The organism is Streptomyces sp. NPDC051041 (assembly GCF_044456065.1).
Classification (GTDB): domain Bacteria; phylum Actinomycetota; class Actinomycetes; order Streptomycetales; family Streptomycetaceae; genus Streptomyces; species Streptomyces glaucus.
This window is the reverse complement of sequence record NZ_JBITFM010000001.1, coordinates 287,986-314,946: the sequence shown is the minus strand read 5'-3', so window position 1 is coordinate 314,946 and position 26,961 is coordinate 287,986. Positions and strand designations below refer to the sequence as shown.

21 protein-coding genes and 2 tRNA genes are annotated in these 26,961 nt (G+C 73.7%); 20 read left to right on the top strand and 3 right to left on the bottom strand.

The window, feature by feature from the left end:
- Positions 1-184 precede the first annotated feature (184 nt).
- The 14 genes from rsfS (at position 185) to ACIBAI_RS01360 (ending at position 14,312) form a co-directional block, all read left to right on the top strand.
- Complete coding sequence (gene rsfS / locus ACIBAI_RS01425; RefSeq protein WP_344602037.1) at positions 185-631, top strand: ribosome silencing factor; 447 nt, start codon at positions 185-187, stop codon at positions 629-631.
- Positions 628-1,299 carry a histidine phosphatase family protein gene (locus ACIBAI_RS01420; protein WP_399030359.1) on the top strand — a complete coding sequence of 224 codons (672 nt, stop codon included), beginning with the start codon at positions 628-630 and terminating at the stop codon, positions 1,297-1,299. The genes rsfS and ACIBAI_RS01420 overlap by 4 nt, the downstream gene beginning before the upstream one ends.
- Positions 1,300-1,384: 85 nt before the next feature.
- Positions 1,385-1,457 (top strand) — tRNA-Ala (locus ACIBAI_RS01415).
- A 513-nt stretch (positions 1,458-1,970) separates the two neighbouring features.
- Complete coding sequence (locus ACIBAI_RS01410; protein ID WP_399030358.1) at positions 1,971-2,144, top strand: hypothetical protein; 174 nt, start codon at positions 1,971-1,973, stop codon at positions 2,142-2,144.
- Between the two features lie 3 nt (positions 2,145-2,147).
- Positions 2,148-2,381: a hypothetical protein gene (locus tag ACIBAI_RS01405; RefSeq protein WP_006136074.1), complete on the top strand. Its 234-nt coding sequence runs from the start codon at positions 2,148-2,150 to the stop codon at positions 2,379-2,381.
- A 147-nt stretch (positions 2,382-2,528) separates the two neighbouring features.
- Positions 2,529-2,601: transfer RNA gene (locus ACIBAI_RS01400), tRNA-Ala, on the top strand.
- A gap of 417 nt (positions 2,602-3,018) precedes the next feature.
- Positions 3,019-5,892 (top strand): leucine--tRNA ligase, encoded by a 2,874-nt coding sequence (gene leuS, locus ACIBAI_RS01395; RefSeq protein ID WP_399030357.1) that lies wholly within the window; start codon positions 3,019-3,021, stop codon positions 5,890-5,892.
- A 159-nt stretch (positions 5,893-6,051) separates the two neighbouring features.
- Positions 6,052-6,786, top strand: coding sequence for a hypothetical protein (locus ACIBAI_RS01390; protein ID WP_399030356.1), 735 nt, complete (start codon positions 6,052-6,054; stop codon positions 6,784-6,786).
- A 68-nt stretch (positions 6,787-6,854) separates the two neighbouring features.
- Entirely contained in the window at positions 6,855-7,700 is an 846-nt protein-coding gene (locus ACIBAI_RS01385; RefSeq protein WP_399030355.1) for a DegV family protein, read from the top strand.
- Between the two features lie 336 nt (positions 7,701-8,036).
- Positions 8,037-9,146: a helix-hairpin-helix domain-containing protein gene (locus ACIBAI_RS01380; RefSeq protein ID WP_399030354.1), complete on the top strand. Its 1,110-nt coding sequence runs from the start codon at positions 8,037-8,039 to the stop codon at positions 9,144-9,146.
- The gene (locus ACIBAI_RS01375; protein ID WP_399030353.1) at positions 9,143-11,890 is read left to right on the top strand and encodes a ComEC/Rec2 family competence protein; all 2,748 of its coding nucleotides are present in this window, start codon (positions 9,143-9,145) and stop codon (positions 11,888-11,890) included. The genes ACIBAI_RS01380 and ACIBAI_RS01375 overlap by 4 nt, the downstream gene beginning before the upstream one ends.
- Positions 11,891-12,371: 481 nt before the next feature.
- Entirely contained in the window at positions 12,372-12,617 is a 246-nt protein-coding gene (locus ACIBAI_RS01370) for a hypothetical protein (protein WP_399030352.1), read from the top strand.
- 111 nt (positions 12,618-12,728) lie between these two features.
- Positions 12,729-13,718: a DNA polymerase III subunit delta gene (holA, locus tag ACIBAI_RS01365; protein WP_399030351.1), complete on the top strand. Its 990-nt coding sequence runs from the start codon at positions 12,729-12,731 to the stop codon at positions 13,716-13,718.
- Between the two features lie 198 nt (positions 13,719-13,916).
- Positions 13,917-14,312 carry a nuclear transport factor 2 family protein gene (locus ACIBAI_RS01360; RefSeq protein ID WP_399030350.1) on the top strand — a complete coding sequence of 132 codons (396 nt, stop codon included), beginning with the start codon at positions 13,917-13,919 and terminating at the stop codon, positions 14,310-14,312.
- 358 nt (positions 14,313-14,670) lie between these two features.
- Here the strand turns inward: ACIBAI_RS01360 and rpsT are convergent, their stop codons facing one another.
- The gene (gene rpsT / locus ACIBAI_RS01355) at positions 14,671-14,937 is read right to left on the bottom strand and encodes a 30S ribosomal protein S20 (protein WP_344602013.1); all 267 of its coding nucleotides are present in this window, start codon (positions 14,935-14,937) and stop codon (positions 14,671-14,673) included.
- Between the two features lie 231 nt (positions 14,938-15,168).
- On the opposite strand from rpsT, the gene lepA reads away from it, so the two are divergent.
- The 4 genes from lepA to hemW all read left to right on the top strand — a co-directional run bounded on the left by lepA (position 15,169) and on the right by hemW (position 22,920).
- Positions 15,169-17,037 (top strand): translation elongation factor 4, encoded by a 1,869-nt coding sequence (gene lepA / locus ACIBAI_RS01350; RefSeq protein ID WP_399030349.1) that lies wholly within the window; start codon positions 15,169-15,171, stop codon positions 17,035-17,037.
- Positions 17,038-17,312: 275 nt separating this feature from the next.
- Positions 17,313-19,187, top strand: a complete 1,875-nt coding sequence (locus ACIBAI_RS01345; RefSeq protein ID WP_399030348.1) for an AMP-dependent synthetase/ligase — start codon at positions 17,313-17,315, stop codon at positions 19,185-19,187.
- 450 nt (positions 19,188-19,637) lie between these two features.
- Positions 19,638-21,656, top strand: a complete 2,019-nt coding sequence (locus ACIBAI_RS01340; protein WP_399030347.1) for a SpoIIE family protein phosphatase — start codon at positions 19,638-19,640, stop codon at positions 21,654-21,656.
- A gap of 31 nt (positions 21,657-21,687) precedes the next feature.
- Positions 21,688-22,920, top strand: a complete 1,233-nt coding sequence (gene hemW / locus ACIBAI_RS01335; RefSeq protein ID WP_399030346.1) for a radical SAM family heme chaperone HemW — start codon at positions 21,688-21,690, stop codon at positions 22,918-22,920.
- A 57-nt stretch (positions 22,921-22,977) separates the two neighbouring features.
- Here hemW and ACIBAI_RS01330 read toward each other — a convergent pair whose 3' ends face one another.
- Together ACIBAI_RS01330 and ACIBAI_RS01325 are read right to left on the bottom strand one after the other, a co-directional pair.
- Positions 22,978-23,784 carry a DUF3097 domain-containing protein gene (locus ACIBAI_RS01330; protein ID WP_399030345.1) on the bottom strand — a complete coding sequence of 269 codons (807 nt, stop codon included), beginning with the start codon at positions 23,782-23,784 and terminating at the stop codon, positions 22,978-22,980.
- A gap of 31 nt (positions 23,785-23,815) precedes the next feature.
- Positions 23,816-24,547, bottom strand: coding sequence for an MBL fold metallo-hydrolase (locus ACIBAI_RS01325; protein ID WP_399030343.1), 732 nt, complete (start codon positions 24,545-24,547; stop codon positions 23,816-23,818).
- Positions 24,548-24,721: 174 nt separating this feature from the next.
- On the opposite strand from ACIBAI_RS01325, the gene hrcA reads away from it, so the two are divergent.
- Both hrcA and dnaJ read left to right on the top strand, forming a co-directional pair.
- Positions 24,722-25,738 carry a heat-inducible transcriptional repressor HrcA gene (hrcA, locus tag ACIBAI_RS01320; protein ID WP_399030342.1) on the top strand — a complete coding sequence of 339 codons (1,017 nt, stop codon included), beginning with the start codon at positions 24,722-24,724 and terminating at the stop codon, positions 25,736-25,738.
- Positions 25,739-26,875 carry a molecular chaperone DnaJ gene (gene dnaJ / locus ACIBAI_RS01315; RefSeq protein ID WP_399030341.1) on the top strand — a complete coding sequence of 379 codons (1,137 nt, stop codon included), beginning with the start codon at positions 25,739-25,741 and terminating at the stop codon, positions 26,873-26,875.
- Positions 26,876-26,961 lie beyond the last annotated feature (86 nt).

Below are 26,961 nucleotides of genomic sequence, written 5' to 3'. Positions count from 1 at the left end.
CCGCCGCCGCCCCCGCCCCCCGGCCCCCCCGCCGCGGCGGGGGGGGGGGCGGGGGGGGGGGGGGGCCGGCCCCCGGGGGCGGCGCCCCCCCCCCCCCCCCCCCCGCGCCCCCGTAATCACCTGGGGCCTTCGCGGCGGTCGTGAGACCCTTGAAGACAAGTGACCTCCGACCGAAAGCCTTGTAGTGACCGCGACCGACCGCTCCCTCCAGCTCATCAACACCGCCGCCCAGGCGGCCGCCGACAAGCTCGCGCACGACGTCATCGCCTACGACGTCAGCGACGTGCTGTCGATCACGGACGCCTTCCTGCTGGCCTCCGCACCCAACGACCGCCAGGTCAAGGCGATCGTCGACGAGATCGAGGAACGGCTCCTGAAGGAACTCGGCGCCAAGCCGGTGCGCCGCGAGGGCGACCGGGAGGCCCGCTGGGTCCTGCTCGACTACGTCGACATCGTCGTCCACGTCCAGCACAGCGAGGAGCGGGTCTTCTACGCCCTGGAGCGGCTGTGGAAGGACTGCCCCGAGATCGAGCTGCCCGCCGACGCCCGGGCGACCCGCGGCAAGGCCGAGGAGCACGCCAAGCTGCAGGCCGCCGAGGAGGCCGCGGACCTGGGCGGGGAGTGGCGGTGAGCGCCACCGGCGAGGTGCCCCCCGGGAAGCGGGGCCGGGGCCGCCGCATCATCCTGTGGCGGCACGGCCAGACCTCCTGGAACGTCGAGCGCCGTTTCCAGGGCACCACGGACGTCCCGCTCACGGAGACCGGCGTCGCCCAGGCCCGCCGCGCCGCCCGGCTGCTCGCCGGCCTCCGGCCCGACGCCATCGTCGCCTCGGACCTGCAGCGGGCCGCGGACACGGCCGCCGAGCTCGCCGCGGTCACCGGCCTGGACGTCACCCTCGACGAGGGCCTGCGGGAGACCTACGCGGGCGTCTGGCAGGGGCTGACGCACGAGGAGATCATCGCCCGCCACGGCGAGGAGTACGCCGCGTGGAAACGCGGCGAGCCGGTGCGCCGCGGCGGCGGCGAACTGGAGACCGAGGTCGCCGACCGCGCCGCCCCCGTGGTGCTCCGGCACGCCGAGAAGCTCCCCGAGGACGGCACCCTCGTCGTGGTCAGCCACGGCGGCACGATCCGCACCACCATCGGCCGCCTCCTCGGCCTGGAGCCCCACAACTGGGAGAGCCTCGGCGGCCTCACCAACTGCTGCTGGTCCGTCCTCGGCGAAGGCGCCCGCGGCTGGCGTCTGCTGGAGCACAACGCCGGCACCCTGCCGGAGCCCGTGCTCGGCGACGACGACTAGCGACGCGGCGGACCCGGATTTCACTTTCCGGCAGGTCGCAGGCTAAAGTTCTTCTTGTTCGCCCCGCCGAGCGGGAAGAACACAAGGGGCTATAGCTCAGTTGGTAGAGCGCCTGCATGGCATGCAGGAGGTCAGGAGTTCAATTCTCCTTAGCTCCACTCGAATCCACGGATCGACACTTCGTCGAGGTGTCGCAGATCGTGGAGACCGGTCGATGATCCCGCCCCCCAGGGGGCGGGATTTTTCGTGACCGCGTCCATCGCCACGCCTGCCGCCGCGGCAGGCGGCCGCGGCTTCCCCGCCGCCCCCCGAGGAAAGCCGTGCGCCGCGCCGTCCCCTCGTCGTCCGGCGCGCACCGGCTCGCCCGGCGCGACGGTCCGGCCCGAGGACGCGGCGGACGACGGCGGTCCGCTCGCCGCCGTCACCCGGTTCGGCCGGCTGACCGGCGTCGCGGTGTCCGGCACACTGTTCCGAACCGGCTTGAACCGGTCGGGGCCTTTCCGGCGTGCACCTCCGCGGAGGCGTTGCCGGCGCGCACGTGCGCGCCGGCCGGGACGGCCGCGGCGGGCGCCGTGTCCGGACCGGTACGGAGACGTCGCTGACCGTGTCGGTCCGGCCGTGGCAGAATCAAACGGCCGGAAGGGGGCGCGGCCCGACGGGAGGGAGTAGCGATGCCTGCGAGCATCCCAGAGGAGGTCGATCACCTCCTCGACGCAGCGTTGGAACGGGGCGTCTTCACCCGCCTCAGCTGCCCTTCCTGCGGTTCCGCCCAGGTGGCCCAGGTCCTCGGCGACAACGGCGGGATCTCCTACGTGTGCACGGCCTGCGGCCACAGCTGGAGCTGACCGATGGGTGCACACAGGCGGAAGTGCGACTGGTGCGGCAGCGGCACGCCGATCGTCCGCGACATGGAGCCGATCAACCCCGACTACCAGTACTGGTGCGAGGAGTGCGCGCGGGCGCTGATCATAAAGGGCGACCCCATCGAGACGTACCGCGAGCTGGAGGGCGAGCCGATCTACGGCCGGCTCCTCGAGGAGCACTGCACCCTCAAACGCTTCTACTCGTTCGTCACGGCCTGACCGGGGCACCGGGAAACGACATCAGGGGCGAATCCGGACGGAACGGAAACGATTTGGTGTTGGACCCCGTGGACCGTGTAATGTTGGCGTCGCCGCCGGGGAAACCGGAAGGCAAGGTCGAAAGGCGGATCAACCGCCTGACCGCAAGGGGCTATAGCTCAGTTGGTAGAGCGCCTGCATGGCATGCAGGAGGTCAGGAGTTCAATTCTCCTTAGCTCCACAGAAGTCGAAGGCGGGTCATCCGATCGGATGGCCCGCCTTCGACGTGTCCCGGGGCGTGTGGGTATGTCACCGGGGCGGCGGGCCACCCCGGGCAGGGTGGTTCGCCGCCGGGGCGCGCTCAGCGGCCCAGGGCGCGGCGGCCGCGGCCCTGGGCGGGACCCCGGATCACCGGGCAGCCGAGCGAGACGAGGCGGAGCACGCCCGCCGGAAGCGCGTCGCCGGGCGCTCGGGGCCTGCGGTACCCTAGCGCCATGCGTGCCGTACGCCTTCTGCTTAGCGGGCCGCGCTGAACAGTCCCGACCCCCGCGCATCGGATGGTCGGAATCGGCGCGGCGTCCCCTCCTGTGCGAGGGGATTTTTCATTTCCGAAACGGCGCAGCCGCTGGCAGAGACGATCGATGGAGCTTTGAGGATCATGAGCGAGACGAACCCCGCTGCCGCCGCCGAGGCAGCAGCGCCGCACCGCTACACGGCCGCCATGGCAGCCGAGATCGAGGCACGCTGGCAGGACTTCTGGGACGCGGAGGGCGTCTACGAGGCGCCCAACCCGAGCGGTGACCTGGCGGGCGACGCCGAGCAGGTCGCCAAGCCCAAGAAGTTCATCATGGACATGTTCCCGTACCCCTCCGGCGCGGGCCTGCACGTCGGCCACCCCCTGGGCTACATCGCCACCGACGTGTTCGCCCGGTTCCAGCGGATGACCGGCCACAACGTCCTGCACACCCTGGGCTTCGACGCCTTCGGCCTGCCCGCCGAGCAGTACGCCGTGCAGACCGGCACGCATCCGCGCGTGTCCACCGAGGCCAACATCGCGAACATGAAGTCCCAGCTGCGCCGGCTGGGCCTGGGACACGACAAGCGCCGGTCGTTCGCCACGATCGACCCGGAGTACTACAAGTGGACCCAGTGGATCTTCCTGCAGATCTTCAACTCCTGGTACGACCCCGAGGCGCGGAAGGCCCGCCCGATCTCCGAGCTGATCGCCCAGTTCGAGTCCGGTGAGCGCCCCGTGCCCGGGCACACCCGCGCGTGGAGCGAGCTGAGCGCCGCCGAGCGGGCCGACGTGCTGGGCGAGTTCCGCCTGGCGTACGCCTCCGACGCGCCGGTCAACTGGTGCCCCGGCCTGGGCACCGTCCTGGCCAACGAGGAGGTCACCGCCGAGGGCCGCTCCGAGCGCGGGAACTTCCCGGTCTTCAAGGCCAAGCTGCGCCAGTGGAACATGCGGATCACCGCCTACGCCGACCGGCTGCTGGAGGACCTGGAGGAGCTGGACTGGCCCGAGGCCATCAAGCTGCAGCAGCGCAACTGGATCGGCCGCTCCGAGGGCGCCCGCGTCGACTTCCCCGTGGACGGCGAACGCATCACCGTCTTCACCACGCGCCCGGACACCCTGTTCGGCGCCACCTACATGGTGCTGGCGCCCGAGCACCCGCTGGTCGAGAAGGTCACCCCGGCCGCCTGGCCCGAGGGCACCCACGAGGTGTGGACCGGCGGCCACGCCACCCCGACGGAGGCCGTCGCCGCCTACCGCGCGCAGGCCGCCGCCAAGTCCGACGTGGAGCGGCAGGCCGAGGCCAAGGACAAGACCGGAGTCTTCACCGGCGCTTACGCCACCAACCCGGTCAACGGCGAGAAGATCCCCGTCTTCATCGCCGACTACGTCCTGATGGGCTACGGCACCGGCGCGATCATGGCCGTCCCGGCGCACGACAGCCGCGACTTCGCCTTCGCGCGCGCCTTCGAGCTGCCGATCACCTGCGTGGTCGAGCCGACCGACGGCCGCGGCACCGACACCTCGACCTGGGAGGACGCCTTCGCGTCGTACGACGCGAAGATCGTCAACTCCGCCAACGACCGGATCAGCCTGGACGGTCTGGGCGTCACCGAGGCCAAGGCGCGCATCACCGCATGGCTGGAGTCCGCGGGCATCGGCGAGGGCACCGTCAACTACCGGCTGCGCGACTGGCTGTTCAGCCGCCAGCGCTACTGGGGCGAGCCCTTCCCGATCGTCTACGACGAGGACGGCGTCGCCCACGCCCTGCCCGAGTCGATGCTGCCGCTGGAGCTGCCCGAGGTCGAGGACTACTCGCCGCGCACCTTCGACCCCGACGACGCCGACACCCAGCCCGAGACGCCGCTGTCGCGCAACGAGGACTGGGTCAACGTCACCCTGGACCTGGGCGACGGGCCGAAGAAGTACCGCCGCGAGACCAACACCATGCCCAACTGGGCCGGCTCCTGCTGGTACGAGCTGCGCTACCTGGACCCGCGCAACGGCGACAAGCTGGTCGACCCGGAGATCGAGCGGTACTGGATGGGCCCGCGCGAGGGCCTGCCGCACGGCGGCGTCGACCTGTACGTCGGCGGCGCCGAGCACGCCGTGCTGCACCTGCTGTACGCGCGCTTCTGGTCCAAGGTGCTGTACGACCTGGGGCACGTCTCGTCGGCCGAGCCGTTCCACAAGCTGTACAACCAGGGCATGATCCAGGCCTACGTCTACCGCGACAGCCGGGGCATCGCGGTGCCGGCCGCCGAGGTGGAGGAACGCGACGGCGCGTACTGGTACCAGGGCGAGAAGGTCACCCGCCTGCTGGGCAAGATGGGCAAGTCCCTGAAGAACGCGGTCACCCCGGACGAGATCTGCGCCGAGTACGGGGCCGACACGCTGCGCCTGTACGAGATGGCCATGGGACCGCTGGACGTGTCCCGGCCGTGGGACACGCGCGCGGTGGTGGGACAGTTCCGGCTGCTGCAGCGGCTGTGGCGCAACATCGTCGACGAGGCGACCGGCGAGGTGACGGTCGTCGACGCCGAGCCTGCGGAGGAGACGCTGCGCGCCCTGCACAAGGCGATCGACGGGGTGCGCGCGGACCTGGAGGGCATGCGGTTCAACACCGCCATCGCCAAGGTCACCGAGCTGAACAACCACCTGACCAAGGCGGGCGGACCGGTGCCGCGGTCGGTCGCGGAGGCGCTGGTGCTGCTGATCGCGCCGCTGGCCCCGCACATCGCCGAGGAGCTGTGGCGCAGGCTGGGCCACAGCGGCTCCGTCGTCCACCAGGACTTCCCGGTGGCCGACCCGGCGTACCTGGTCGACGAGACCGTGACCTGCGTGGTGCAGGTCAAGGGCAAGGTCAAGGCGCGGCTGGAGGTCCCCCCGGCCATCTCCGAGGAGGAGCTGGAGAAGGTGGCGCTGGCCGACGAGAAGGTCGTCGCCGCGCTGGGCGGAGCCGGGATCCGCAAGGTGATCGTGCGGGCGCCGAAGCTGGTGAACATCGTTCCGGCGTAGACGCGGGGCGGCGCCGGTCCTCCGGGATCCGCGGTCGGGGTGGCCCCCTACGGGCGGGTTCGGGGTTTTTCTGGAACTCCGGACCCGCCTGCCGCGTTTACCGTGGAGGAGCGGCGCGACGGGCGCCGCGACGGGCCCAAGGGCCGGAGGAGGAGCCCCGTGGAAGCAGTGATCGCCGTCTTCACCCTGCTTTTCCTGCTCTTTCTCGCGCTCGGCGGGTACGCCACGGTGAAGGCGGTCGGCGCCGCCAAGCGCGGCGTGGACCGTACGCTCACGCAGGCCCGCCGCACGGTCGAGGACCACACCCTGCGGGCCAAGTCCTTCGCCCAGCCCGGTCCGGCGGGCGAGATCGCCCAGCTGCGGCTCAAGCTGCGGACGTCGATGCGCGCCACCCAGGACGCGCTGCACGCGCGGGTGACCGAGGACGAGTCCCTCAGGGAGTCCCTGGCCCTCTTCGAGCGGCTCAGCGCGCACGGGCACGACCTGGACGGCGAACTCAGGCGCCTGGAGTCCGAACCGGACCGGGCCGCGCTCGCCGAGCGTCTGCCCGGACTGCGGGAGCGGACCGAGCGCATCATCCGGTCGGCGGACTCCCTGCGCTGGGCGGTCCGCGACCGGGCCCGCCGCTTCGCCGACGACGACCTGGACACGCTGAGCGCGCAGATCGACGTCGAGGCGGGCGCCCTCAGGCACTGGACGGAGACGGACCGGCCGGCCACGCCACCCCCGTGGCCCGAGGCCCCGGCCGCCGACGGCCCGGCCGCCCGGCGGACCCGGCCGGAGACCCCGGAGCCGGCCGCGGCGGACGAGCCGACGCGGCCCGCCCTCACACCGCCCGATCCGCGCCCCGCCTACCCCTGGCAGAAGAAGACCCGCCCCGAGAGCACGACTTGAGCCCCCCGGCGGCCCGGCCGACGGAGCCGGGCTGCCGCACGGGCGTCACGGCAGGTAACCTCCAGCTCATGTCCCGCCATGTCGCGATCGTCACCGATTCAACGGCCTACCTGCCGGCCCGGGCGACGGAGCGCCACGGCATCACAACGGTGCCCCTGACCGTGGTCCTCGGCGACCGGGCACTGGAAGAGGGCACCGAGATCTCGACCCGTTCGCTGGCCCAGGCCCTGCAGAAGCGACGGCCGGTCACCACCTCCCGTCCCAGCCCCGAGCTCTTCGCCGAGACCTACCGCAAGGTCGCCGAGTCCGGTGCCACCGGCATCGTCTCCCTGCACCTGTCCGCGGAGCTCTCGGGCACCTACGACGCGGCGGTCCTCGCGGCGCGCCGGGCGCCGGTGCCGGTGCGCGTCGTGGACACCGGGATGGTCGCCATGGCACTCGGGTTCTGCGCGCTCGCCGCGGCGGAGGCGGCGGACACGGGCGGCACGGTCGACGAAGCCGTCACGGCCGCGGAGAAGCGGGCCGCGGGCACGGCCGCCTACTTCTACGTCGACACCCTCGACTTCCTGCGCCGCGGCGGCCGGATCGGCGCCGCACAGGCCCTGCTCGGGTCCGCGCTCGCCGTGAAGCCGCTGCTGCAGCTGAACGGTGGCCGGATCGAGCCGCTGGAGAAGGTGCGGACCGCGTCGCGGGCGATCGCCCGCCTCGAGGAGATCGCGGCCGACCGGGCGGGCGGCGCCCCGGTGGACATCGCGGTCCACCATCTCGCCGCTCCGGACCGGGCGGCGGCCCTGGCGGACCGGCTGCGGGCACGGGTGCCCGGACTGGCCGAACTGCACGTGAGCGAGGTCGGGGCGGTGATCGGGGCGCACACCGGGCCCGGACTGCTGGGAGTGGTGGTCTCGCCGCGGTGAGGCCCGGTCCGGGAGCGGTGCGTGGGGTCGCGTGGGCGCCGGGCCGTGGGCGCAGATGCTGGGGCGCGGGCGCCGGGGTGATGCAACGGCGTCGAAGGCGGTGGACCGGGGGCGGGCACGGGACGGGCCGGTGTGGCGGCCCGGTGCGAGGCGTCACGGGTGATGGCAGTGTCGTGGGGGCGGTGCGGGTGTGGCGGCCCGGTGTGCGGCCGTCGCGGCCCGGTGTGCGGGCATGGTGCACCCGTACGGGTGATGGAGTTGTCCACAACCGGGCGGTGATCCCCGGGAATCGAGCAAGATCACCGCGAGTGCGCCGATGTGCCCGATCCTCGCGGCATGGCACTTCGATCACGTTCCCACACGGCGGCTGCGACCAGCGGTCCGGGCCGCGGACCCGCGTCCGACGGCCGTACCCGTCACCGCCGACGGCCCCCCGCCCACGGCCGGCCGCGGCACCGTCATGCGTCGGCGGAGGAACTGCGCCGACGCGCACAGGTGATCTTCGCCGAGCGGGCCGGGGAAGAGCGGGAGTCGGGAAAGGGGCCGCCCGCGGGGGGACGCCGCGACACGCCTCCTCCCGCGTCCCCGCCGGAGGAGGAGCCGGCCGGTGAGGGCGGGGGCCGGGAAGGCGGGCTTGGCGGTGTCGCCGCCGTGGCGGACGCCGGAGCCGACCGGAGCGCGGGGGACTGGCGGGAGCGGGCCGGGCTCGCGCTGCGGGAGCGGATGCCGGTGTGGCTGCAGGCGCGGTGCGGTATGGAACGGCGGAGCGTACTCGCGCTCGCGGTGGTGCTGGTGGTCGCCGCGGCCTTCGCCGTGCAGCACTTCTGGGCCGGCCGAACCCAGCCCGTGCCGGCACCCGAGGTGGTGGCGGCGCCCTACGGCGAGCGGGGACCGCAGGACGCGCAGGAGACCGGTGAGGGATCCGCGCCGAGGTCCGCCACCGGCGTGCCGAAGGCCGGGGGGACGTCCGGTACCCAGATCGTCGTGGACGTCAGCGGCAAGGTCCGCGAACCCGGGATCCATCGCCTGCCGGCCGGTTCGCGGGTCGCGGACGCGTTGCGGGCGGCGGGCGGGGTCCGGCCCGGCACGAACACCGACGGGCTGAACCGCGCCCGTTTCCTCGTGGACGGCGAACAGGTGATCGTCGGCGCTCCCGCCCCCGGTGCGGGCGCCGGCCCGGGCGGCGCGGTCGCCGGGTCCGCCGGCGGACCGGCCGCCGGTGGTGGGAGCGGTGCGGCGGGAGCGGCACCCGCCGCACCGCTCTCCCTCAACACGGCCACCGTGGAGCAGCTCGACACACTGCCCGGGGTCGGCCCGGTGCTGGCCCGGCACATCATCGACTACCGCACGCAGCACGGCGGCTTCCGCTCCGTGGACGAACTGCGCGAGGTCAACGGCATCGGCGAGCGCCGCTTCGCCGACCTGCGGAATCTCGTACGGCCATGAGGCGCGTCGCTGATCCGCCGGGGCGCGTCACACCGGCCGATCCGGGCACGGGCGCTCCCGCGGCCGGTGCCCGGCGGCCGGTTCACGCCGCCTCCGGGAGGCGGCTCGGCGCGGCTCACCCCCGGCAGGAGGGGCCGACGGACCTCCGCCTGGTGCCGCCCGCGCTCGCCGCCTGGGCCACGGCGGCGCTCATGGTGGACGACCCGCCCGGACGGGTCGCCGGCGTCGTGGTCGTCTGTCTGGCCGTGGCGGGTGTGTCGCTGTCGGCGCGGTGGAGCCGATCGCCGGGCGGTCGTTCCGACGGGCCGGCGCGGTGGGCGTGGCCGCGGGTCGCCGTGGCCGCCGTGCTGCTCGGCGTCGCCGCGGCCGCCGCCTCCGCGGGGCTGCACGGAGCGGACCTGCGGCGCGGGCCCGTACCGGAACTGGCACGGCGGTACGCCGCCGTGACCGCCGAGGTCGAGGTCACTTCCGACCCCCGGCTCACCCGCCCCCGGATCGCGGGTGAGCACGCGGTTCCGGCCGCCGTGCTGATCGAGGCGGACGTACGGCGGGTCGAGCGGGCGGGCGGGACGGCGGTGACCACGCGGACGCCCGTGCTGATGATCGTGGACGTGGGCACGGCGACGGCCGGCCGCGTTCCCGGGAGGGCGCCGGCCCGCGCCACGGACTTTGACAGGGCGTCGGCGGGATCGGCGGTTTTTGACGGGGCATCCGCCGGCCCACCGGCCCGTGGTACGGCTGACGGCGGCGCGTCGGCCCACGCGGGCCGGCCGCGAAGCTCGCCCTGGCTCGGTCTGCTGCCGTCCACCCGGCTGCGGGTGACCGCGCGCTCGGCGCCCGCGCTGACGGGCGGGGACCGGATCGCTGCGGTGCTGCGGGTGCGGGACCAGGGCGTGCCGGCCGTGGTGGCGGGGCCGTCGGGGGCGCAGCGGCTGGCGGGGCGGTTGCGGGCCGGGTTGCGGGAGGCCACCGACGGCTTGCCGGCGGACGCGCGGGCGCTGTTGCCGGGGCTGGTCGTGGGGGACACCTCACGCGTCACTCCGGAGCTGGACGAGGCGTTCAAGGAGACCGACCTCGCGCACACACTGGCCGTCTCCGGAAGCAACCTCACGATCATCCTCGCGCTGCTCCTCGGGCCGCCGGGCCTGGCCCAGCACAGCGAGCGCCGCGGCCTGGCGCCCCGCCTGGGCGTCTCCCTGCGGACCACCGCACTGCTCGGCGGTGTGCTGGCGCTCGGATTCGTCGTCGTGTGCCGACCGGACCCCAGCGTGCTGCGGGCCGCGGCCTGCGGAGCCGTCGCACTGCTGGCACTCTTCACCGGACGCCGGCGGTCGCTGATCCCGGCGCTGGCGACGGCCGTCCTGCTGCTGGTGCTGTACGACCCGTGGCTGGCCCGCAGTCACGGCTTCTTGCTCTCCGTCCTGGCCACCGGCGCCCTCCTCACGCTCGCGCCGCGCTGGAGCATCGCGTTGCGGCGGCGCGGGGTTCCGCCCCGGGCGGCCGAGGCGCTGGCCGCCGCGGCCGCCGCGCAGGCGGTGTGCGCACCGGTCGTCGCCGTGCTGTCGGCGCGGGTGAGCCTGGTCGCGGTGCCGTGCAACCTCCTCGCGGAGTTCGCGATCGCGCCGGCCACGGTGCTGGGCTTCGCGGCGCTGGCGACGGCTCCGGTGGCGATGCCGGCGGCTAAGGCGCTCGCATGGGCCGCGAGTTGGCCCGCCGAGTGGCTCGCGGGTGTGGCGCGTACGGGGGCGGCGCTGCCCGGCGCGGGGGTGGACTGGCCGGGCAGCTGGACCGGGGCGGCGCTGCTCGCCCTGGTCACGGTGGCGGTGCTGTCGGCCGGCCGGCGGCTGCTGGGGCATCCCTGGTGGTGCGGGGCCTGCGGGGTGCTGCTGGTGCTGGCGGTGGTGCAGCCGCCACCGCTGACCAGGGTGGTCACGGGCTGGCCGCCGCCGAACTGGCGGCTGGTGATGTGCGACGTGGGGCAGGGCGACGCGATGGTCCTCGCGGCCGGCGAGGGGGCCGGCGTGGTCGTGGACGCCGGCCCCGATCCCGTGCTCGTCGACCGCTGCCTGCGCGCGCTCGGCATCACCAGGGTCCCGCTGGTCGTCCTGACCCACTTCCACGCCGACCACGTGGCGGGTCTGCCCGGCGTGCTGCGCGGACGGCCGGTGGGCGCGATCGAGACGACCGGTTTCGAGGAGCCCGCGGACCAGGCCGCATTCGTGCGGAGGGAGGCCGCCGCCCGGCGCATTCCGGTGACGCGGGCCGTCGCCGGGGAACAGCGGCGCGCCGGGGAGCTGTCCTGGCAGGTGCTGTGGCCTCCGTCGACTCCCCGGCCCGGCGTGAGCGGAGCGACACCCCCACCGGGCCCGGAGCCGGAGGGGCCGAACGACGCCAGCGTCACCCTGCTGGTCCGCACGGCCGGGCTGCGTCTGCTGCTGCTCGGGGACCTCGAACCCCCGGCCCAGCGGGCGCTGGCGAGGTCCCCGGCCGCGGCGGCGCTGTCCGGGGTGGACGTGCTCAAGGTGGCCCACCACGGCTCGGCGTACCAGGACCCGGACCTGATACGCCGTGCGGCCCCGCGGCTGGCGCTGATCTCCGCGGGTGAGGACAACCCGTACGGACATCCGGCACCCGGCACGGTCGCGGCGCTGCGCGCCCGGGGCGCGATGGTGCTGCGCACGGACCGGGACGGGGCCCTCGCGGTCGCGGGCACGGCGGAGGAGCTGCGGGTGGCGGGAGGCTGAGGGCATGGGGCCCGCACAGGTCGACGCCTGTTTCCGCGCCCGGGGCCGGGCACCCGGCGCGACCGGCCGGCGAGGTGTTGCGCGCGCCGCGCCTGCGGCACCTGCGGACCGTGCCGTTCGAGAATCCGTCCGCCCGTCCCGGGGAGGGATCGTGCCGGAGGGCACCGGACGAGGAGGCGCTCGCGGCGTACCGGACCGGTTCGGCGTCGAACTCGGCGCGGCGCCGCCGGCGGCGCCGGTGCGGCATCCGGACCGGAACGGATGACGCGGACCGCGTCGGCGCCACCGGTGCTCCGTTCGTGAAGCCGCGTCAGCAGCACTGCCTCCGGGCCGTCGACGGGCCGCGCCGGCGAGGCCCTCACGGCCCGTCGGCAGGCGGTGCCAGCCGGGGCGTCGTGGTGGTGGGGCCGGCCACGGGAGGCGGGTCGTGCCCGGGGACCGGGCCGGCCGGCCGTATCGGCGGGTGCCGGACAATGGCTCCGTGAGCGATGTGAGACATGTGCTGGTGCTGCCCGACCGCGATGCCGCGGAGGAGGCGGCGCGGGCGTTGGGGGAGCGGTTCGGGATCGACGAGGAACCGCAGCTCGTCCGGGACGCGCTGGCCGGCGAGGACGACGCCGAGGACGCGCAGTGGCTCCTCGTCCTGCGGGACGAGGAGGAACGGCTGGACGCCGGTGAACTGGACGAGTTCGCCGCGGAGTGGGACGGATGGCGGGAGGAGCCGTAGCGCCGCCGGGGCGGGCCTGAGCCGGGCGGACCCGGTTCCACGGCAGGCGGCCGCCCCGGGAGCGGACGGACCCCGTCCCCGTTGTCGGCGGCCCGTGGGATGCTTGTCGCGATGGCCAGGAAGACTGCGAACGACGACCCTCTCGCCCCGGTGACCCTCGCCGTGGGCCAGGAGGACCTCCTGCTCGACCGTGCGGTGCAGGAGGTGGTGGCCGCCGCGAAGGCCGCCGACGCCGACACGGACGTACGCGACCTGACCCCCGACCAGCTGCAGCCCGGCACGCTTGCCGAGCTGACCAGCCCGTCGCTGTTCGCGGAGCGCAAGGTCGTGGTGGTGCGCAACGCGCAGGACCTCTCGGCCGACACGGTCAAGGACGTCAAGGCGTATCTCGCGGCGCCCGCCGAGGAGATCGTCCTGGTGCTGCTGCACGCGGGCGGGGCCAAGGGCAAGGGCCTGCTGGACGCCGTGCGCAAGGCGGGGGCGCGGGAGGTGGCGTGCCCGAAGATGACGAAGCCGGCGGACCGGCTGGCCTTCGTCAGGGCGGAGTTCCGGACCGCAGGGCGGTCGGCCACGCCGGAGGCCTGCCAGGCGCTGGTCGACGCGATCGGGAGCGATCTGCGGGAGCTGGCCTCGGCGGTCTCCCAACTGGTCGCGGACGTCGAGGGGACGATCGACGAGGCGGTCGTCGGGCGGTACTACACCGGGCGGGCGGAGGCCTCCAGCTTCACGGTCGCCGACCGCGCGGTCGAGGGACGGGCGGCGGAGGCGCTGGAGGCGCTGCGGTGGTCGCTGGCCACCGGGGTGGCGCCGGTGATGATCACCAGTGCGCTCGCGCAGGGCGTGCGGGCGATCGGGAAGCTGTCGTCGGCGCGTGGGGGCCGGCCCGCCGACCTCGCCCGTGAGCTGGGGATGCCGCCGTGGAAGATCGACCGGGTGCGGCAGCAGATGCGGGGCTGGACGCCGGACGGGGTGGCCGTCGCCCTGCGCGCGGTGGCCGAGGCCGACGCGGGCGTGAAGGGCGGCGGCGACGATCCCGAGTACGCCTTGGAGAAGGCGGTCGTCACCATCGCGCGGGCGGCGCGGTCGCGGGGGCGCGGGTAGCTCCGCGAGCCGAGGGGCGGCGCCGCGAGCCGCATGAGCCGCCGGCGGCCCGGCGGGGCACGTGCTCCGGGGACCGGCACCGGTCCCCGGCGGGTCCGGTGGCCCGGCGGGGCCGTGATCCAGTGGCCGGGGCCGCCGTACGGAGGAGAATCGGATCTGTCAGCCCGGATCGCCAGACAGGGAAAGGCGGCGACGGTCATGGCTGAACATCCGCACGCGACGCTGGTCCGCAAGGGCTACGAGGCCTTCTCCCGCGGCGACATGGACGCCCTGCGCGCACTGCTCGCGATGGACGCGACGCAGCACGTGCCCGGCACTCATCCGCTGGCGGGTGACCACAAGGGCCAGGACGCGATCATCGACTTCTACCGGCGGCTCGCCGAGGAGACGAACGGGACGATGCGCGTCGACCTGAGCAGCGTCTGCGCCGACGGCCGGGGCCATGTGGTCGGCGTGAGCCGCCTGACGGCCGAACGCCAGGGCAAGCGCCTGGACCAGACGGGGTGCATCGTCTTCCGGATCGTCGGCGACAAGGTCACGGATCTCGACGAGTGCGTCGAGGACATCGACCACAGCAACGACTTCTGGTCATGACCCCGGATCCCCTGGTACGGCCTCGGGGACCTCCGCCACGGCGTCCGGCCCCTCACCCACGCCTCCTGGCCCCCCTCGTACGCCTCCCGATCCCCTCGTACGACCCGGATCCCCTCGGTAGGGGGGCTCGCGAAGGACTCCGCCCACGCCGAAGGCCCCGCCCACCGCCCTGGGGAAGAGCGGAAGGCGGGGCCTTCGGTTCGAGCTGGTGAGCCCGTCCCCGCGTGGCGAACGCAGGCCGCGGACGAACTCGGGGGTGCCGGTCGGGGGCGGATGAGAGAGGGCCCGCCCTGGTCCTTCCAGCGGCCGGATCCGGTGCGTACGGGTACGCGTGGACCCGCTCAGATCAAGAAGGGGTTCAGCCCTTGAGCGCGGCGACCTTCTGAGCCAGCGCCGACTTCTTGTTGGCGGCCTGGTTCTTGTGGATGACGCCCTTGGAGACGGCCTTGTCGAGCTGGCGCGCGGCAGCGCGCTGGTACTCCACGGCCTTCTCGACGTCACCCGCGGCGGCAGCCTCACGGGCCTTGCGGATCGCGGTCTTCAGGGAGGACTTGACGGCCTTGTTGCGCAGCCGGGCCTTCTCGTTGGTCTTGATCCGCTTGATCTGGGACTTGATGTTCGCCACGAATGAGCCTCTACAGGTTCTGGCACGGGGCCGCACAGGGTCCCGCACCGGTGATTTCTTGGAGGTGTGCCTCCTGCGGAGAGGGCATGAGACACAGCCACTCAGACTACCAGCGGGCCCATTCGCAGCCCAAACCCGTCCATGCTCCCCGCCCGTGGGACCATGGAACCTACGTATCGATCCGACCCGAGACCGCAGACACTGCGGACGCCTCAAGAATCAGGACCCTGCGTGCCCGCGATCCCTAGCCATGTGCCCGAGCCGAGCCGTACCGACCCGGCTCTGATCCGCAATTTCTGCATCATCGCGCACATCGACCACGGCAAGTCCACGCTCGCCGACCGGATGCTCCAGCTGACCGGTGTGGTCGAGCAGCGGCAGATGCGCGCTCAGTACCTCGACCGCATGGACATCGAGCGCGAGCGCGGCATCACGATCAAGTCCCAGGCGGTGCGTCTGCCGTGGGCCCCCACCCACGACCCGGGCAACACGCACATCCTCAACATGATCGACACCCCGGGGCACGTCGACTTCACCTACGAGGTCTCGCGGTCGCTCGCCGCCTGCGAGGGGACCATCCTCCTGGTCGACGCCGCCCAGGGCATCGAGGCGCAGACCCTCGCCAACCTCTACCTGGCGATGGAGAACGACCTCACGATCATCCCCGTGCTGAACAAGATCGATCTTCCCGCGGCCCAGCCCGAGAAGTTCGCCGAGGAGCTCGCCAACCTCGTCGGGTGCGAGCCGGGCGACGTGCTCAAGGTGTCCGCCAAGACGGGCCTGGGCGTCGAGGCGCTCCTCGACAGGGTCGTCGAGGAGATCCCCGCCCCGGTCGGCGTCGCGGACGCCCCCGCCCGCGCCATGATCTTCGACTCGGTCTACGACTCCTACCGCGGCGTCGTGACGTACGTCCGGGTCATCGACGGGCAGCTCAACAAGCGTGAGCGGATCCGGATGATGTCCACGGGCGCGACCCACGAGCTGCTGGAGATCGGCGTCAACTCGCCCGAGATGATCGGCGCGGACGGCCTCGGCGTGGGCGAGGTGGGCTACCTGATCACCGGTGTGAAGGACGTCCGCCAGTCCAAGGTCGGTGACACCGTCACCAGCCAGCAGAAGGGGGCCACGGAGGCGCTCGGCGGGTACAAGGACCCCAAGCCGATGGTGTTCTCCGGGCTGTACCCGCTCGACGGGTCGGACTACCCCGAGCTGCGCGAGGCGCTCGACAAGCTCCAGCTCAACGACGCCGCCCTGGTCTACGAGCCGGAGACCTCCGCGGCCCTCGGCTTCGGCTTCCGCGTCGGCTTCCTCGGCCTGCTCCACCTGGACGTGATCCGGGAGCGGCTGGAGCGCGAGTTCGGGCTCGACCTGATCGCCACCGCGCCCAACGTGGTCTACCGGGTGATCATGGAGGACGGCACCGAGGTCGTCGTCACCAACCCGAGCGAGTTCCCCGAGGGGAAGATCGCCGAGGTCTACGAGCCGGTGGTCCGGGCCACGATCCTCGCCCCCACCGAGTTCATCGGCGCGATCATGGAGCTGTGCCAGACCCGGCGCGGCACCCTGCTCGGCATGGACTACCTCTCCGAGGACCGGGTGGAGATCCGGTACACCCTGCCGCTCGCCGAGATCGTCTTCGACTTCTTCGACCAGCTGAAGTCCAAGACCCGGGGCTACGCCTCGCTGGACTACGAACCGACCGGCGAGCAGAGCAGCTCGCTCGTCAAGGTCGACATCCTGCTGCACGGCGACAAGGTCGACGCCTTCTCGGCGATCACCCACAAGGACCAGGCGTACGCGTACGGCGTCCGCCTGGTCGCCAAGCTCAAGGAGCTGATCCCGCGGCAGAACTTCGAGGTGCCGGTGCAGGCCGCCATCGGCTCCCGGGTGATCGCCCGCGAGACCATCCGCGCCATCCGCAAGGACGTCCTCGCCAAGTGCTACGGCGGTGACATCTCCCGCAAGCGGAAGCTGCTGGAGAAGCAGAAGGAAGGCAAGAAGCGGATGAAGATGGTGGGGTCCGTGGAGGTTCCGCAGGAGGCGTTCATCGCCGTGCTCTCCAGCGATGACAGCGCGGGGTCGGGCAAGGCCAAGAAGTAGTCGCCCGGCGGTACCGCCTTACCGGCGGTTACCCGGCGAACCGGGTGGAACAGGGGCCCGCTGTACGAAAGTGCGGCGGGCCCCTGCGCGTGCGGGCGCCCGGGCTCTGTAGGAAGTGACAGGACGCGGCCCCTTACGCGAGGACCGGTCGCGCTCTACCCTGATCTCCACTCACTAGTTACTCGTGAGTTAAACAGCCGCCCTCGAGTGACACACAGCAGGAACCGTCAGCCGCAACTGAGTCAGCCGCACCGTCGCGGGCCCCGGAGGATGTCGTGAGCGACACGCAGACACTGATCGAGAACCGACCGCCGTCCGTGGCGGCCCTCTTCCTGGAGCGCGTGGCGGCCACCCCGGACGCCGAGGCATACCGCTATCCCGTCCCTCCGGCCTCGGGGCAGGGCCCCGACGACTGGAAGACGCTGACCTGGGCGCAGACCGCCGAGCGGGTCGGCGCGATCGCGGCCGGCCTGATCGAGCTGGGCGTGCGGCCGGAGGAGCGGGTGGCGCTGGCCTCCGCGACGCGGGTCGAGTGGATCCTCGCCGACCTGGGCATCCTGTGCGCGGGCGCGGCCACGACGACGGTCTACCCGCAGACCAACGCCGACGAGTCGGCGTACATCCTCTCCGACTCCGGGAGCAGGGTGCTCATCGCGGAGAACGCCGAGCAGCTGGCCAAGGTGCGGGAGAAGCGCGCCGGGCTGCCCGACCTCACGCACATCGTGGTCATCGACCCGGCCGGGGCCGAGACCGGCGACCGGGTGCTCACCCTGGCCGAGCTGGAGAGCCGGGGCGCGGCCCGGCTGGAGAAGGACCCCGACCTGGTCAGGGAGCGGGTCGGCGCCATCACCAAGGACCAGCTGGCCACCCTCATCTACACCTCCGGCACCACCGGCCGCCCCAAGGGCGTGCGCCTGCCGCACGACAGCTGGGCGTACATGGCGAAGGCGATCGCCGCGACCGGGCTGGTCACCGGTGAGGACGTGCAGTACCTGTGGCTGCCGCTCGCGCACGTGTTCGGCAAAGTGCTCACCTCCGGCCAGATCGAGGTCGGGCACGTCACCGCCGTCGACGGCCGCGTCGACAAGATCATCGAGAATCTGCCGGTCGTGCGGCCGACGTACATGGCCGCCGTGCCGCGCATCTTCGAGAAGGTCTACAACGGGGTCGCGGCCAAGGCGAAGGCCGGCGGCGCCGCCAAGTACAGGATCTTCCAGTGGGCCGCCGAGGTCGCCCGCGAGTACGCCAAGGTCACCCAGGACAACTTCCGCCGCACCGGCAACCGCACCGCGCCCTTCGGCCTCTCCGTCAAGCACAAGGTCGCCGACGCCCTCGTCTACTCCAAGATCCGCGAGGCGTTCGGCGGCCGGCTGCGCGCCTGCATCTCCGGCTCGGCCGCCCTCGCGCCGGAGATCGGGTACTTCTTCGCGGGCGCCGGGGTCCACATCCTGGAGGGCTACGGCCTGACCGAGTCCTCCGCGGCGTCCTTCGTGAACCCCGGCGAGGCCTACCGCACCGGCACGGTCGGCAAGCCGCTGCCCGGCACGGAGGTGCGCATCGCGGACGACGGGGAGATCCTGCTGCGCGGGCCCGGCATCATGCAGGGCTACCACAAGCTGCCCGACAAGACCGCCGAGGTGCTGGAACCGGACGGCTGGTTCCACACCGGGGACATCGGCGAGCTGTCGCCCGACGGCTACCTGCGCATCACCGACCGCAAGAAGGACCTGATCAAGACGTCCGGCGGCAAGTACGTCGCGCCCGCCGAGGTGGAGGGCCGGTTCAAGGCGATCTGCCCGTACGTGTCCAACATCCTGGTGCACGGGGCCGACCGGAACTACTGCACCGCGCTCATCGCGCTCGACGAGGCGGCGATCACCGAGTGGGCGAAGGAGAACGGGCTGGAGGGCAGGCCGTACGCGGAGATCGTGGCCGCGCCGGCCACGGTCGGGATGGTCGACGGGTACGTGCAGCAGCTCAACGCCGGGCTGCAGCGGTGGCAGACGATCAAGAAGTTCCGGTTGCTGCCGCGTGACCTCGACGTCGAGCACGGCGAGATCACGCCGAGCCTGAAGCTGAAGCGGCCCGTCGTCGAGCGGGAGTACAAGCACCTGATCGAGGAGATGTACGAGGGCACGCGCGAGGCGTAGAAAGCGGGCGGGCCCGTCGGCGGCGCCCGCGCGGCCGCCCCTCATGCCTGCCCGCCCGGCAGGCATCCGCCCCGCCCGCCCGGTGCCCGCCCCGCCCGGCCGTTCCCGTACTGGCCCCGGCCGGGCCTCCGTGCGGCCCGGCTCGCGCGGACGGGTCGTCACCGGGGCGGCCCGGCGGCGGGCCGCGGTGCGTTCGGCCCCGCTCCCAGGGCTTGTTTCCGGCCCCCTCGGGAAGTCGCCGTCAGGGGCGGCGGGCGTCGCGGTGAGCGGGGGACACCGGCCAAATGCTCGAACCTGTCACTCTTTTTGACCATCTTCGAGCACATGCGTATCACTGTTCTCACTTATCGCGGCTCACTTCGGTAACTCGGTGCTCATGGGCGTGGCCGGTCTGTCACCCTGTCGGCATCGACTGCGGCGTATCCGTACGAACTGCCCGGGGAGCTGTCCATGAGGGCCATTCCGACGCAACGGGAGACGCCTTCCCGTGCCGCCGAGGTGCCTGAACCCGCGCCGGGGGCCTTCGCGCCGGCACCCGAGCCGGAGGGAGCCGCGCCGGGAGCGCTCACCGCCCCCGCGCTCACCGCCCCGGCGCACGCCTGCGCGCACACCACCATCCTCACCGGCGGCCCCCACGCCCCCGGCGCCGCCCGCGCGCTGGTGCGGGACTCCCTCGCCGACTGGACCGGCCGCGGCCTGCCCGGCGCCGAACACCTCACCGAACGCCTCGCCGACGACGCCCTGCTGGTCGTCAGCGAGCTGGTCACCAACGCCGTCGTCCACGCCGGCACCGACGTCGAACTGACCTGCCGGCTGGAGGCGACCGGCGCGCTCCTCGTCGAGGTCGCCGACCACCACCCCTCGCGCGCTCCCCGCGGCGGCGACCCCGAGCCGCCCCACGACACGCCGGAGTACGGGCGCGGCCTGCGGCTGGTCGCCGCGCTCTCGGATGCCTGGGGCATCACCTACCGCACGGGCACCAAGACGGTGTGGGCCCGGCTGCCCGTCGTGGGCCGCCCGCCCGGCGAGGAGACGGCGGCGTACGCCGGGGAGGGCACCCTGGGGCGCGGACTCCGGCTGGCCGGGATGCTCGCGCCCGAGCCCTTCCCGCCGTCGGACGCGCTCGGGCGGGGGGAGGCCCGCCGCGCCGGGGGCGACCGGGACTGGCTGGGCCGCGGTGCCCTGTCCTTCCTGGCCGAGGCGTCCGACCTGCTGGCCGGGCAGCTCGACGAGGACCTGGTCGCCGCGCTCACCGGGCAGCTGATCGTGCCCCGGCTCGCCGACTGGTGCGGGGTGTGGCTGGAGGACGAGGCGATGGGCCGCTGGGGGGCCGGGAGCGGGGGAGGCCGGAGCGCGCCCGCCGGGGCGCCCGGGCCGCGCCTCGCCCGCGTCTGGCACGGCAGCGAGAGCCGCATCGAGGACCTGCGCCGGGCCCTGGAGAAGGACCCGCCGCACCCGGCCGACCCGCTGGACACCGGGCCCGTCGCCCACCCCTATCCCGGCCTGCCGGACGAGGAGCCCGGCGCGGCGCTCGCCTACCGGCTGGTCGCGGGCGGCCGGCCGCTGGGCACGCTGGTCATCGGGCGGGCCGGCACGCCCCGCTTCCCCGACGAGGTCACCGGCCTCGTCGAGGACCTCGGCCGCCGGGTCGCGCTCGCCATCGGCGCCGCCCGCCAGTACGCCCGGCAGGCCACCATCAGCGAGATCCTCCAGCGCGGCCTGCTGCCCGGAGCCGTCGCCGAGATCCCCGGCATGCGCAGTGCCCTGGTCTACGAGCCCTGCGACCAGGGCGGGCCCAGCGGCGACTTCTACGACCTGTTCCCGGCCGGCGCCGGCCGCTGGTGCTTCGCCGTCGGCGACGTCCAGGGCAAGGGCCCGGAGGCCGCCGTCGTCATCGGCCTGGCCCGGCCCTGGCTGCGGCTGCTGGCCCGCGAGGGGTACGGCGTCGCCGACGTCCTCGACCGCCTCAACCAGCTCCTCCTCGACGACGCCACCGAGGCCGCGGACGCGGCGGCCCGCGCGCTGGTCGCCCCCCTCGGCCCCGGCGACGGCCCGCAGACCCGCTTCCTGTCCCTCCTGTACGGCGAGCTGGTCCCCTTCGACGGCGGCGTCCGCTGCACCCTCGCCTGCGCCGGACACCCCCTGCCGCTGCTCCTCGGCCCCGGCGGCGACGTCCGCGCCGCCGCCCGGCCGCAGACCCTGCTCGGCGTCGTCGAGGACGAGACGTACGCCAGCGAGACCTTCGAGCTGCGGCCCGGCGACACCCTGCTGTGCGTCACGGACGGGGTGACCGAGCGGCGCTCCGGCTCCCGCCAGTTCGACGACGGGGACGGGCTCGCGACGGCGCTCGCCGGATGCGCGGGACTGGCCGCGGACGGGGTCGCGGAGCGCATCACCCGCCTCGTCCACGAGTTCGGGGAGCGGCCCCCCGAGGACGACCTGGCGCTGCTGGTGCTCCAGGCGGAGTAGCAGTCCGCGCGGGTGCTGGACAATGGAGGACATGCCTTCCGCTCTTCCCGACGGCGAACCCGTCCCCGCCGACGGCGCGCTGCCCGCGTCCGCGCTCGCCGGGGCCGCGGACCGCCCCCTCGGGTTCTACCTGCACGTTCCGTACTGCGCGACCCGCTGCGGCTACTGCGACTTCAACACCTACACCGCGACCGAGCTGCGCGGCACCGGCGGCGTGCTCGCCTCCCGCGACAACTACGCCGACACGCTGATCGACGAGATCCGCCTCGCCCGCAAGGTCCTCGGCGACGACCCGCGCGAGGTCCGCACGGTGTTCGTCGGCGGCGGCACGCCGACGCTGCTGGCCGCCGACGACCTGGTCCGGATGGTGCGCGCGATCCGCGACGAGTTCGGGCTGGCCCCGGACGCCGAGGTCACCACGGAGGCCAACCCGGAGTCGGTCGACCCGGCCTACCTGGCGGCACTGCGGGCGGGCGGCTTCAACCGGATCTCCTTCGGCATGCAGAGCGCGAAGCAGCACGTGCTGAGGGTGCTCGACCGCACGCACACGCCGGGCCGCCCCGAGGCGTGCGTGGCCGAGGCCCGCGCGGCCGGCTTCGACCACGTCAACCTGGACCTGATCTACGGCACCCCCGGCGAGTCCGACGACGACTGGCGGGCCTCGCTGGACGCGGCCCTCGGCGCCGGCCCGGACCACGTCAGCGCCTACGCCCTGATCGTCGAGGAGGGCACGCAGCTCGCCCGCCGCATCCGGCGCGGCGAGATCCCCATGACCGACGACGACGTCCACGCCGACCGCTACCTGATCGCCGAGGAGACCCTGTCGGCGGCGGGCTTCGCCTGGTACGAGGTGTCCAACTGGGCCGCCTCCGACGCGGGCCGGTGCCTGCACAACGAGCTGTACTGGCGCGGCGCCGACTGGTGGGGCGCGGGCCCCGGCGCGCACAGCCACGTCGGCGGCGTGCGCTGGTGGAACGCCAAGCACCCGGGCGCGTACGCGGCGGCGCTGGCGGCGGGCCGGTCGCCGGGCGCCGGCCGGGAGCTGCTGAGCGAGGAGGACCGCCGGGTGGAGCGGATCCTGCTGGAGCTGCGGCTGCGCGAGGGGGTGCCGCTGGACCTGCTGCGCGAGGAGGGCCTGGCCGCGTCCCGCAGGGCGCTGGCGGACGGGCTCCTGCGGCGGGGGCCGTACGAGGAGGGGCGTGCGGCGCTGACCCTGCGGGGGCGGCTGCTCGCGGACGCGGTGGTCAGGGACCTGGTGGACTGATCACTCCGGCGGGTGAACCGCTGCGGGAGGCCGGCCCGGTCCGCAGGCTGCCACCGCTCACGGCTGCGCCGTGACGAAGTCGATCAGCTCCTCCACCCGCCCCAGCAGCTCCGGCTCCAGGTCCTTGTAGGACCGCACCCGCCCCAGGATCCGCTGCCAGGCGGCCCCGGTGTTCTCCGGCCACCCCAGCGCCCGGCACACCCCCGTCTTCCAGTCCTGCCCGCGCGGCACCCGCGGCCACGCCCCGATGCCGAGCGACGAGGGTTTCACCGCCGCCCAGATGTCGACGAACGGGTGGCCCACCACCAGGGCGTGCTCGCTCGTCACCGACTCCGCGATGCGCCACTCCTTCGTGCCCGGCACGAGATGGTCCACGAGCACGCCCAGCCGCGCGTCCGGCCCCGGCGCGAAGGACTCCACGACCGACGGCAGGTCGTCCACGCCCTCCAGGTACTCCACGACCACGCCCTCGACGCGCAGGTCGTCGCCCCAGACCTTCTCGACCAGCTCCGCGTCGTGCCGGCCCTCCACGTAGATCCGCCCGGCCCGGGCCACGCGCGCGCGGGCACCGGGGACGGCCACCGAGCCGGAGGCGGTGCGGGCGGGCCGGGCCGGCGCCTTCGCGGCCGGCCGGACCAGCGTCACCACCCGGCCCTCCAGCAGGAAGCCGCGCGGCTGCAACGGGAACACGCGGTGCTTGCCGAAGCGGTCCTCCAGCGTCACCGTGCCCGCCTCGCAGCGGATCACCGCGCCGCAGAAGCCGGTGCCCGCCTCCTCGACGACCAGGCCGGGATCCGCGGGGACCTCCGGGGCCGGCTGCGACTTCTTCCACGGCGGGGTCAGATCGGGCGAGTACTGTCGCATTCGAACGACGATAGGAGAAGCCGGCGGGCGATCACGCAGACACGCCGAACCGCGCCGCCAGCGCGTCCCGTTGCGCCCGGACGAACGCCGCGTCCACCACCGCTCCGTGACCGGGCACGTACCGCGCGTCCTCGCCGCCCAGGGCCAGCAGCCGGTCGAGGGCGGCGGGCCACCGGGACGGCACGGCGTCCGGGCCGGCCTGGGGTTCGCCGGACTCCTCCACCAGGTCGCCGCAGAACACCACCCCCGGGTCGCCCGGCACCAGCACGGCCAGGTCGTGCGCGGTGTGCCCCGGTCCCACGTCCGCCAGCACCGCCCGGCGGCCGCCGCCCAGGTCGAGGACCCGCTCCCCGCGCACCGGGTGGCGCGGCGCGGCCAGCAGCTCCGCCGCCTCCTCGGCCGACCGGGCGTCCAGGCCGTTGCGGACCGCGTCCGCGCGCAGCTCCTCGCGGCCGCGCCGGCGCGTGAGCACCCCGTCCGCGCCGGCCGCCGCGAACACCTCCGCGCCCGCGAACGCCGCCGCCCCGAAGACATGGTCGAAATGGGGATGGGTCAGCGCGAGATGCGTCACATCCCGGCCGGCGAGCCGCCGCGCCTCGGCCCGCAGCCGCGCCCCCTCCGCCAGGCTCGACCCGGCGTCGATCAGCAGGACCGCGTCCGCGCCGACGACGAGCCCCGCGGTGCAGTCCCACACCGGCAGCCGGCGCCGTCCCACCCCGGCGGCCACCCGCTCCCACCCCGCCTCTTCCCAAGTCACCGTCATACGGCGACGCTAGCGGTGGCGTGCCCTCCCGGCACGGCGGTACGCCCCGGCCTTGCCCGGGGCGTACCCCACGGCCGTACACTTGGCCGGGGAAGTCTGGCACTCGCACGCGCCGAGTGCCAGGGACCAGGGAAGAGGACCGAGCGGTCGGACGACTTCTGGAGGTGTGCGCGGATGCTCAGTGAACGCAGGCTTCAGGTGTTGCGCGCCATCGTCCAGGACTACGTCGGCACCGAGGAGCCCGTCGGTTCGAAGGCGCTCACCGAGCGGCACAACCTCGGCGTCTCCCCGGCCACCGTCCGCAACGACATGGCGGCCCTGGAGGAGGAGGGGTACATCGCCCAGCCGCACACCAGCGCCGGGCGCATCCCCACCGACAAGGGCTACCGCCTGTTCGTGGACAAGCTGGCCGGCGTGAAGCCGATGAGCCCGCCCGAGCGGCGCGCGATCCAGAACTTCCTCGAGGGCGCCGTCGACCTCGACGACGTGGTGGCGCGCACCGTGCGGCTGCTCGCGCAGCTGACCCGGCAGGTCGCCGTCGTGCAGTACCCGTCGCTGACCCGGTCGACGGTGCGCCATGTGGAGCTGCTCCCGCTCGCTCCCGCGCGCGTGATGCTCGTCCTGATCACGGACACCGGGCGGGTCGAGCAGCGTGTGATCGACTGCCCGGCGCCCTTCGGCGAGACGTCGCTGGCGGATCTGCGGGCACGGCTCAACAGCCGGGTCGCGGGCCGCCGTTTCACGGACGTGCCGAGCCTGGTGGAGGACCTGCCCGAGGCCTTCGAGGTCGAGGACCGCGGTACGGTCTCGACGGTGCTCTCCACTCTCCTGGAGACACTCGTCGAGGAGAACGAGGAGCGGCTGATGATCGGCGGCACCGCCAACCTGACCCGCTTCGCGCACGACTTCCCCCTCACGATCCGGCCGGTGCTGGAGGCGCTGGAGGAGCAGGTCGTCCTCCTGAAGCTGCTCGGCGAGGCCAAGGATCCGGGAGTGACCGTCCGCATCGGTCACGAGAACGCCCACGAAGGACTCAACTCCACGTCCGTCGTGTCGGTCGGCTACGGTTCGGGCGGCGAGGCTGTCGCCAAGCTCGGCGTGGTCGGACCGACCCGCATGGACTACCCGGGAACGATGGGAGCGGTACGCGCAGTGGCACGGTACGTCGGACAGATCCTGGCGGAGTCGTAGGTGGCCACGGACTACTACGCCGTACTCGGCGTGCGCCGCGACGCGTCGCAGGAAGAGATCAAGAAGGCCTTCCGGCGGCTCGCGCGCGAGCTGCATCCGGACGTCAACCCCGATCCGAAGACCCAGGAGCGGTTCAAGGAGATCAACGCCGCCTACGAGGTGCTGTCGGACCCGCAGAAGAAGCAGGTCTACGACCTCGGCGGCGACCCGCTCTCGCAGTCCGGCGGCGCCGGCGCGGGCGGCTTCGGGGCCGGCGGCTTCGGGAACTTCTCCGACATCATGGACGCGTTCTTCGGCACGGCGTCGCAGCGCGGGCCGCGCTCGCGCACCCGCCGCGGCCAGGACGCGATGATCCGCATCGAGGTCGAGCTCGACGAGGCCGCCTTCGGCACGACGAAGGACCTCCAGGTCGACACGGCCGTCGTGTGCACCACCTGCAACGGCGAGGGCGCGGCGCCGGGCACCTCGGCGCAGACGTGCGACATGTGCCGGGGCCGCGGTGAGGTCTCGCAGGTCACGCGGTCCTTCCTGGGCCAGGTCATGACCTCCCGCCCCTGCCCGCAGTGCCAGGGCTTCGGCACGGTCGTGCCCACCCCGTGCCCGGAGTGCGCCGGCGACGGCCGCGTGCGGTCCCGCCGCACCCTCACCGTCAAGATCCCGGCCGGTGTCGACAACGGCACCCGCATCCAGCTCGCCGGCGAGGGCGAGGTCGGCCCCGGCGGCGGCCCGGCCGGCGACCTCTACGTCGAGATCCACGAGCTGCCGCACCCGACGTTCCAGCGGCGCGGCGACGACCTGCACTGCACGGTGACGATCCCGATGACGGCGGCGGCCCTGGGCACCAAGGTGCCGCTGGAGACGCTGGACGGCATGGAGGAGGTCGACATCCGCCCCGGCACCCAGTCCGGGCAGTCGATCCCCCTGCACGGCCGCGGCGTCACCCACCTGCGCGGCGGCGGCCGGGGCGACCTGGTGGTGCATGTCGAGGTGCAGACGCCGACGAAGCTCGACCCGGAGCAGGAACGGCTGCTGCGGGAGCTGGCCAAGCTGCGCGGCGAGGAGCGCCCGCAGGGGCAGTTCCAGCCCGGCCAGCAGGGCCTCTTCTCGCGGCTGAAGGACGCGTTCAACGGGCGCTGACACGAGCGTTCCGGGGCCGCGGCGCCGGGTGCGCCGCCGGCCCGCGCCCGCCGGAAGGCCGGATTCGGACTCGGTCGGGGGACGTG

What these genes read in the sequence shown, in the direction of transcription:
- ACIBAI_RS01410 (WP_399030358.1), top strand. Translation starts at nt 1,971, where the DNA reads ATGCCTGCGAGCATCCCAGAGGAGGTCGATCACCTCCTCGACGCAGCG.
- ACIBAI_RS01405 (WP_006136074.1), top strand. Translation starts at nt 2,148, where the DNA reads ATGGGTGCACACAGGCGGAAGTGCGACTGGTGCGGCAGCGGCACGCCG.
- leuS (WP_399030357.1), top strand. Translation starts at nt 3,019, where the DNA reads ATGAGCGAGACGAACCCCGCTGCCGCCGCCGAGGCAGCAGCGCCGCAC.
- ACIBAI_RS01385 (WP_399030355.1), top strand. Translation starts at nt 6,855, where the DNA reads ATGTCCCGCCATGTCGCGATCGTCACCGATTCAACGGCCTACCTGCCG.
- ACIBAI_RS01380 (WP_399030354.1), top strand. Translation starts at nt 8,037, where the DNA reads ATGGCACTTCGATCACGTTCCCACACGGCGGCTGCGACCAGCGGTCCG.
- ACIBAI_RS01375 (WP_399030353.1), top strand. Translation starts at nt 9,143, where the DNA reads ATGAGGCGCGTCGCTGATCCGCCGGGGCGCGTCACACCGGCCGATCCG.
- holA (WP_399030351.1), top strand. Translation starts at nt 12,729, where the DNA reads ATGGCCAGGAAGACTGCGAACGACGACCCTCTCGCCCCGGTGACCCTC.
- ACIBAI_RS01360 (WP_399030350.1), top strand. Translation starts at nt 13,917, where the DNA reads ATGGCTGAACATCCGCACGCGACGCTGGTCCGCAAGGGCTACGAGGCC.
- ACIBAI_RS01340 (WP_399030347.1), top strand. Translation starts at nt 19,638, where the DNA reads ATGAGGGCCATTCCGACGCAACGGGAGACGCCTTCCCGTGCCGCCGAG.
- hemW (WP_399030346.1), top strand. Translation starts at nt 21,688, where the DNA reads ATGCCTTCCGCTCTTCCCGACGGCGAACCCGTCCCCGCCGACGGCGCG.
- ACIBAI_RS01330 (WP_399030345.1), bottom strand. Translation starts at nt 23,784, where the DNA reads ATGCGACAGTACTCGCCCGATCTGACCCCGCCGTGGAAGAAGTCGCAG.
- ACIBAI_RS01325 (WP_399030343.1), bottom strand. Translation starts at nt 24,547, where the DNA reads ATGACGGTGACTTGGGAAGAGGCGGGGTGGGAGCGGGTGGCCGCCGGG.
- hrcA (WP_399030342.1), top strand. Translation starts at nt 24,722, where the DNA reads ATGCTCAGTGAACGCAGGCTTCAGGTGTTGCGCGCCATCGTCCAGGAC.